This window comes from Salmonella sp. NW722 (assembly GCF_051702785.1).
Lineage (GTDB): Bacteria > Pseudomonadota > Gammaproteobacteria > Enterobacterales > Enterobacteriaceae > Salmonella > Salmonella enterica.
On sequence record NZ_JAMMIN010000019.1, the window covers coordinates 1 to 6,246 of the forward strand.

8 protein-coding genes are annotated in these 6,246 nt (G+C 67.8%); all 8 read left to right on the forward strand.

All coding sequences use genetic code 11. The annotated features are described in order from the left end of the window. Positions 1 to 564: cytochrome c biogenesis heme-transporting ATPase CcmA (gene ccmA, locus NA330_RS23055; RefSeq protein WP_198879428.1), on the forward strand; the 564-nt coding region annotated here is incomplete at its 5' end. After that, positions 561 to 1,220 carry a heme exporter protein CcmB gene (gene ccmB, locus NA330_RS23060; protein ID WP_023242081.1) on the forward strand — a complete coding sequence of 220 codons (660 nt, stop codon included), beginning with the start codon at positions 561 to 563 and terminating at the stop codon, positions 1,218 to 1,220. The genes ccmA and ccmB, both read left to right, overlap by 4 nt. A 51-nt stretch (positions 1,221 to 1,271) precedes the next feature. Further along, positions 1,272 to 2,009, forward strand: coding sequence for a heme ABC transporter permease (locus tag NA330_RS23065; protein WP_052905201.1), 738 nt, complete (start codon positions 1,272 to 1,274; stop codon positions 2,007 to 2,009). Further along, positions 2,006 to 2,218 carry a heme exporter protein CcmD gene (gene ccmD, locus NA330_RS23070; protein WP_000074110.1) on the forward strand — a complete coding sequence of 71 codons (213 nt, stop codon included), beginning with the start codon at positions 2,006 to 2,008 and terminating at the stop codon, positions 2,216 to 2,218. Before NA330_RS23065 ends, ccmD begins: the two co-directional genes overlap by 4 nt. Next, the gene (gene ccmE, locus NA330_RS23075) at positions 2,215 to 2,694 is read left to right on the forward strand and encodes a cytochrome c maturation protein CcmE (RefSeq protein ID WP_001053618.1); all 480 of its coding nucleotides are present in this window, start codon (positions 2,215 to 2,217) and stop codon (positions 2,692 to 2,694) included. The genes ccmD and ccmE overlap by 4 nt, the downstream gene beginning before the upstream one ends. Beyond that, positions 2,691 to 4,622, forward strand: coding sequence for a heme lyase CcmF/NrfE family subunit (locus NA330_RS23080; RefSeq protein ID WP_023242079.1), 1,932 nt, complete (start codon positions 2,691 to 2,693; stop codon positions 4,620 to 4,622). The genes ccmE and NA330_RS23080 overlap by 4 nt, the downstream gene beginning before the upstream one ends. After that, positions 4,619 to 5,176, forward strand: a complete 558-nt coding sequence (gene dsbE / locus NA330_RS23085) for a thiol:disulfide interchange protein DsbE (RefSeq protein ID WP_000828296.1) — start codon at positions 4,619 to 4,621, stop codon at positions 5,174 to 5,176. The genes NA330_RS23080 and dsbE overlap by 4 nt, the downstream gene beginning before the upstream one ends. After that, positions 5,173 to 6,216 (forward strand): TPR domain-containing protein, encoded by a 1,044-nt coding sequence (locus tag NA330_RS23090; protein WP_369529766.1) that lies wholly within the window; start codon positions 5,173 to 5,175, stop codon positions 6,214 to 6,216. Before dsbE ends, NA330_RS23090 begins: the two co-directional genes overlap by 4 nt. Positions 6,217 to 6,246 lie beyond the last annotated feature (30 nt).

The window sequence follows — 6,246 nt, forward strand, 5'->3', positions numbered from 1 at the left end:
GGGCTGTCGTTCACCGTGGACGCCGGGGAGTGGGTGCAGGTCACCGGCGGCAACGGCGCCGGAAAAACCACCCTGCTGCGCCTGCTGACCGGGCTGGCGCGCCCGGACGGCGGGGAGGTGTACTGGCAGGGCGAGCCCCTGCGCCGCGTGCGCGACAGCTTCCATCGCAGCCTGCTGTGGATAGGGCACCAGCCGGGGATAAAAACCCGCCTGACGGCGCGGGAGAACCTGCACTTCTTCCACCCCGGTGACGGCGCGCGCCTCCCGGAGGCGCTGGCGCAGGCCGGGCTGGCGGGATTTGAGGACGTGCCGGTCGCCCGGCTCTCGGCCGGGCAGCAGCGCCGGGTGGCGCTGGCCCGCCTGTGGCTGACCCGCGCCGCGCTGTGGGTGCTCGACGAACCGTTCACCGCCATTGACGTTAACGGCGTGGCGCGCCTCACCCGGCGGATGGCGGCGCACACGGCGCAGGGCGGGATGGTCATTCTCACCACCCACCAGCCGCTGCCGGGGACCGCGGACACCGTCCGCCGCCTGGCGCTGACCGGCGGGGGGGCCGGGCTGTGATGTGGCGTGTCTTCTGTCTCGAACTGCGCGTGGCGTTCCGCCACGGCGCGGACATCGCCGGCCCGCTGTGGTTCTTCCTGATGGTCATCACCCTGTTTCCGTTAAGCGTCGGGCCGCAGCCGCAGCTGCTGACGCGTATCGCGCCGGGCATCATCCAGGTGGCGGCGCTGCTGGCCTCGCTGCTGGCGCTGGAGCGGCTGTTTCGCGACGACCTGCAGGACGGCAGCCTGGAGCAGCTGATGCTGCTGCCGGTGCCGCTGCCGGCGGTGGTGCTGGCGAAGGTGCTGGCCCACTGGGCGGTGACCGGCCTGCCGCTGATTATGCTCTCCCCGCTGGTGGCGCTGCTGCTGGGGATGGACGTGTACGGCTGGAAAATCATGGCGCTGACGCTGCTGCTCGGCACGCCGGCGCTGGGGTTTCTCGCCGCACCGGGCGTTGCGCTGACGGCCGGCCTGCGGCGCGGCGGCGTCCTGCTGGGCATTCTGGTGCTGCCGCTGAGTGTCCCGGTGCTGATTTTCGCCGCCGCGGCGATGGACGCGGCATCGATGCATTTACCCGCTGACGGCTATCTGGCGGTGCTGGGGGCGCTGCTGGCGGGCAGCGCGACGTTAAGCCCGTTCGCCACCGCGGCGGCGCTGCGCATCAGTACGCAGTAGCGCCCCGGCACGACGGACATTTTACTGGTTTCAGGAGGTCAGGTGACGACTATGTGGAAAACCCTTCATCAGCTGGCGGCGCCGCCCCGGCTGTATCAGATTTGCGGCAGGCTCGTGCCGTGGCTGGCGGCAGCCGGCATCATCGCGCTGGCCACCGGCTGGGTCCGGGGCTTTGGTTTCGCCCCGGCGGACTACCAGCAGGGGGAGGGCTACCGCATTATGTACCTGCATGTCCCGGCGGCCATCTGGTCGATGGGTATCTATGCGGCGATGGCGGTGGCGGCGTTCACCGGGCTGGTCTGGCAGATGAAAATGGCCAGCCTTGCCGTCGCGGCGATGGCGCCGGTGGGGGCGGTGTACACCTTCATCGCGCTGGTCACCGGCGCGGCGTGGGGCAAACCGATGTGGGGCACCTGGTGGGTGTGGGACGCGCGCCTGACCTCGGAGCTGGTGCTGCTGTTTCTCTACGCCGGGGTCATCGCCCTGTGGCACGCCTTTGACGACCGTAAAATGGCCGGGCGCGCGGCGGGCATTCTGGTGCTGGTCGGCGTGGTGAACCTGCCGGTTATCCACTATTCCGTCGAGTGGTGGAACACCCTGCACCAGGGCCCGACGCGGATGCAGCAGAGCATCGACCCGGCGATGCGCTCGCCGCTGCGCTGGGCCATCGCCGGCTTCCTGCTGCTCTTTATGACGCTTTCGCTGATGCGGATGCGCAACCTGATTTTACTGATGGAAAAACGCCGCCCGTGGGTGAGCGAACTGATACTGAAAAGGGGGCACCGGTGAGTCCGGCATTTTCATCGTGGAGCGATTTTTTCGCCATGGGCGGGTACGCCTTTTTTGTCTGGCTGGCGGTGGCGATGACCGTGGCGCCGCTGGCGCTGCTGGCGCTGCACACGGTGCTGCAGCGCCGGGCCATTCTGCGCGGCGTGGCGCAGCAGCGGGCGCGCGAGGCGCGGATGCGCGCCGCACAGGCGCAACAGGAGGCGGCGTGAACCTGCGACGTAAAAACCGGCTATGGGTGGTCTGCGCGGTGCTGGCGGGCCTGGGGCTGACCACCGCCCTGGTCCTGTACGCGCTGCGCGCGAATATCGACCTGTTCTATACCCCCGGCGAAATCCTCTACGGCAAGCGCGAGACGCAGCAGCTGCCGGCGGCGGGCCAGCGCCTGCGCGTCGGCGGGATGGTGATGCCCGGCAGCGTCAGGCGCGACCCGGACTCGCTGAAGGTGAACTTCAGCCTCTACGACGCCGAAGGGTCGGTGACGGTGAGCTATGAGGGGATACTGCCGGACCTGTTCCGCGAGGGGCAGGGGGTGGTGGTGCAGGGCACCCTGGAGAAGGGCAACCACGTCCTGGCGCACGAGGTGCTGGCCAAGCATGACGAGAACTACACCCCGCCGGAAGTGGAAAAGGCGATGCAGGAAAACCACCGCCGCCCGCAACGCGCTGATAAGGACACCTCATCATGATGCCTGAATACGGCCACGCGCTGCTGTGCCTGGCGCTCGGCGTGGCGCTGCTGCTGTCCGTTTACCCGCTGTGGGGCGTGGCGCGCGGCGACGCGCGGATGATGGCGTCGGCCGGGGTGTTCGCCTGGCTGCTGTTCATCTGCGTGGCGGGCGCGTTTTTCGTGCTGGTGCACGCCTTTGTGGTTAACGACTTCACCGTGGCCTATGTCGCCGGCAACTCGAACACGCAGCTGCCGGTGTGGTACCGGGTGGCCGCCACCTGGGGGGCGCACGAGGGCTCGCTGCTGCTGTGGGTGCTGCTGATGAGCGGCTGGACCCTGGCGGTGGCGGTGTTCAGCCGGCAGGTGCCGGCGGATATCGTCGCCCGGGTGCTGGCGGTGATGGGAATGGTCTGCGCCGGTTTTCTGGCGTTCATCCTGTTCACCTCCGGCCCGTTCGCCCGCACGCTGCCGGCCTTTCCGGTGGAGGGGCGTGACCTGAACCCGCTGCTGCAGGACCCGGGGCTGATTTTCCACCCGCCGCTGCTGTACATGGGCTATGTCGGCTTCTCGGTGGCCTTCGCCTTCGCCATCGCCGCGCTGCTGAGCGGGCGTCTGGACAGCGCGTTCACCCGTTTTGCCCGCCCGTGGACGCTGGCGGCGTGGGTGTTCCTGACGCTGGGCATCGTGCTCGGCTCGGCGTGGGCCTACTACGAGCTGGGCTGGGGCGGCTGGTGGTTCTGGGACCCGGTGGAGAACGCCTCCTTTATGCCGTGGCTGGCGGGCACCGCCCTGCTGCACTCGCTGGCGGTCACGGAACAGCGCGCCGGCTTCAAGGCGTGGACGCTGCTGCTGTCCATCTGCGCCTTCTCGCTGTGCCTGCTGGGCACCTTCCTGGTGCGCTCCGGGGTGCTGGTGTCGGTGCACGCCTTCGCCTCCGACCCGGCGCGCGGAATGTTTATCCTCGCCTTTATGGTGCTGGTCACCGGCGGCTCGCTGCTGCTGTTCGCCGTGCGCGGGCACAGGGTGCGTTCGCGGGTGAACAACGCGCTGTGGTCGCGCGAGTCGCTGCTGCTCGGCAACAACGTCCTGCTGATGGCCGCCATGCTGGTGGTGCTGCTGGGTACCCTGCTGCCGCTGGTGCACAAACAGCTGGGGCTGGGCAGTATTTCGGTGGGGGAGCCGTTCTTTAACACCATGTTCACCTGGCTGATGGTCCCCTTTGCCCTGCTGCTGGGGGTGGGGCCGCTGGTGCGCTGGGGCCGGGACCGGCCGCGTAACATCAGGAAACTGCTGCTCACCGCCCTGGTCTCCACCCTGGTGCTGTCGGTACTTTTGCCATGGCTGCTGGAAGATAAAATCATCGCCATGACGGCGGTGGGGATGGCGATGGCCTGCTGGATTGCGGTGCTGGCGGTGGCCGAAGCCGTACAGCGCGTGTCCCGCGGCACGAAAACCTCTCTCAGCTACTGGGGAATGGTGGCGGCGCACCTCGGGCTGGCGGTGACGATTACCGGCATCGCCTTCAGCCAGAATTACAGCGTGGAGCGTGACGTGCGGATGCAGGCGGGCGACAGCGTGACCATTCACGACTACCGCTTCACCTTCCGGGAGGTGCGGGACATCACCGGTCCCAACTACCGCGGCGGGGTGGCCCTCATCGGGGTGACGCGCCACGGCGAGCCGGAGGCGGTGCTGCACGCGGAGAAACGGCTCTACAACACCAGCCGGATGGTGATGACCGAGGCGGCGATTGACGGCGGGCTGACCCGCGACCTGTACGCCGCGCTCGGGGAGGAGCTGGACAACGGCGCGTGGGCCGTGCGCCTGTACTACAAACCGTTTGTCCGCTGGATATGGGCCGGGGGACTGCTGATGGCGCTGGGCGGGCTGCTGTGCCTGGCGGACCCGCGCTACCGCCGCCGTAAACCATTGCCGGAGGCCGGATGAAACGCAACGTACTGTTATTACCGCTGCTGATTTTTCTGCTGATTGCCGCGGCGCTGCTGTGGCAGCTGGCGCGCAACGCGCAGGGCGATGACCCGACGAATCTCGAATCGGCGCTGACCGGAAAGCCGGTGCCGGCGTTCCGCCTGGAATCGCTGGAGACGCCGGGTCAGTACTATCAGGCGGAGGTGCTGACGCAGGGGAAACCGGTGCTGCTTAACGTCTGGGCCACCTGGTGCCCGACCTGCCGCGCCGAGCATCAGTACCTGAACCAGCTTTCTGCGCAGGGTATCCGGGTGGTCGGGCTGAACTATAAGGACGACCGGGCGAAGGCGGTGGCCTGGTTAAAGGAACTGGGCAACCCGTATGCGCTGAGTTTATCGGACAGCGACGGGATGCTGGGGCTGGACCTGGGCGTGTACGGCGCGCCGGAAACCTTCCTCATCGACGGCAGGGGGATTATCCGTTACCGCCATGCGGGCGATTTGAATGCCCGGGTATGGGAAAGTGAACTGAAACCGCTGTGGGACAGATACAGCCGGGAGGCGGCGCAATGAGACTGTTACCGGGCATGGTGATGCTGATGCTGGCGCTGGTTATCGCCGGGTCAGCGCGGGCGACCACCGACGTGATGCCGTTTAAAGATGAAGCGCAGGAGCAGCAGTTCCGCCAGCTCACGGAGCAGCTGCGCTGCCCGAAATGCCAGAACAACAGCATTGCGGACTCGAACGCGATGATAGCCACCGACATGCGCCGCAGGGTGTATGACCTGATGCAGGAGGGGAAGAGCCGCCAGGAAATCATCGATTACATGGTGGCGCGCTACGGCAACTTTGTCACCTACGACCCGCCGCTGACCCCGCTGACGGTGCTGCTGTGGGTGCTGCCGCTGGCCGCCATCGTGGCGGGCGGGTGGATAATCGTCGCCCGGACGCGCCGGCGGGTGCGCCTGCGCCGGGAGCCGCTGCCGGCGGACACCCCGGTTTGCGGCGCGCGCGCCGGGTGGGGCGTTTACGTGCCGGGCGTGGTTATTGCGCTGGTCGTGGCCGCCATCAGTTACTCACAGACCGGCAGCTATCAGCAGGTGAGGGCCTGGCAGCAGGCGACGGCGCAGACGCCGGGGCTGCTGGCGCGGGCGCTGGACCCGCAGGCGCAGCCGCTGAATGAAGAGGAGATGGCGCGGCTGGCGCTGGGGCTGCGCACCCGCCTGCAGAATGATGCCGGCAATGTTGAGGGCTGGCTCATGCTGGGGCGCACCGGTATGGTACTGGGTAATGCCGGTACCGCCACCGGGGCGTATGCGAACGCCTACCGCCTGGACCCGAAAAACAGCGATGCGGCGCTGGGCTACGCGGAGGCGCTGACGCGCTCGTCCGACCCGGAGGATAACCGCCGCGGCGGGGAGCTGCTGCGTCAGCTGGTGAGCCGCGACCACACGGATATCCGGGTGTTAAGCCTGTATGCGTTCAGCGCCTTTGAGCAGCAGCGTTTTGGCGAGGCGGTGGCGGCCTGGGAGATGATGCTGAAGCTGCTGCCGGCGGGTGACGCCCGGCGGGCGGTGATAGAGCGCAGTATCCGGCTGGCGCAGGAGAAATAAGACCCTGACGGCCCGGTGGCGTGGCGCCAC

Coding starts and splice junctions, on each gene's coding strand:
- NA330_RS23065 (WP_052905201.1), top strand. CDS start 1,272: ATGTGGAAAACCCTTCATCAGCTGGCGGCGCCGCCCCGGCTGTATCAG.
- NA330_RS23080 (WP_023242079.1), top strand. CDS start 2,691: ATGATGCCTGAATACGGCCACGCGCTGCTGTGCCTGGCGCTCGGCGTG.
- dsbE (WP_000828296.1), top strand. CDS start 4,619: ATGAAACGCAACGTACTGTTATTACCGCTGCTGATTTTTCTGCTGATT.
- NA330_RS23090 (WP_369529766.1), top strand. CDS start 5,173: ATGAGACTGTTACCGGGCATGGTGATGCTGATGCTGGCGCTGGTTATC.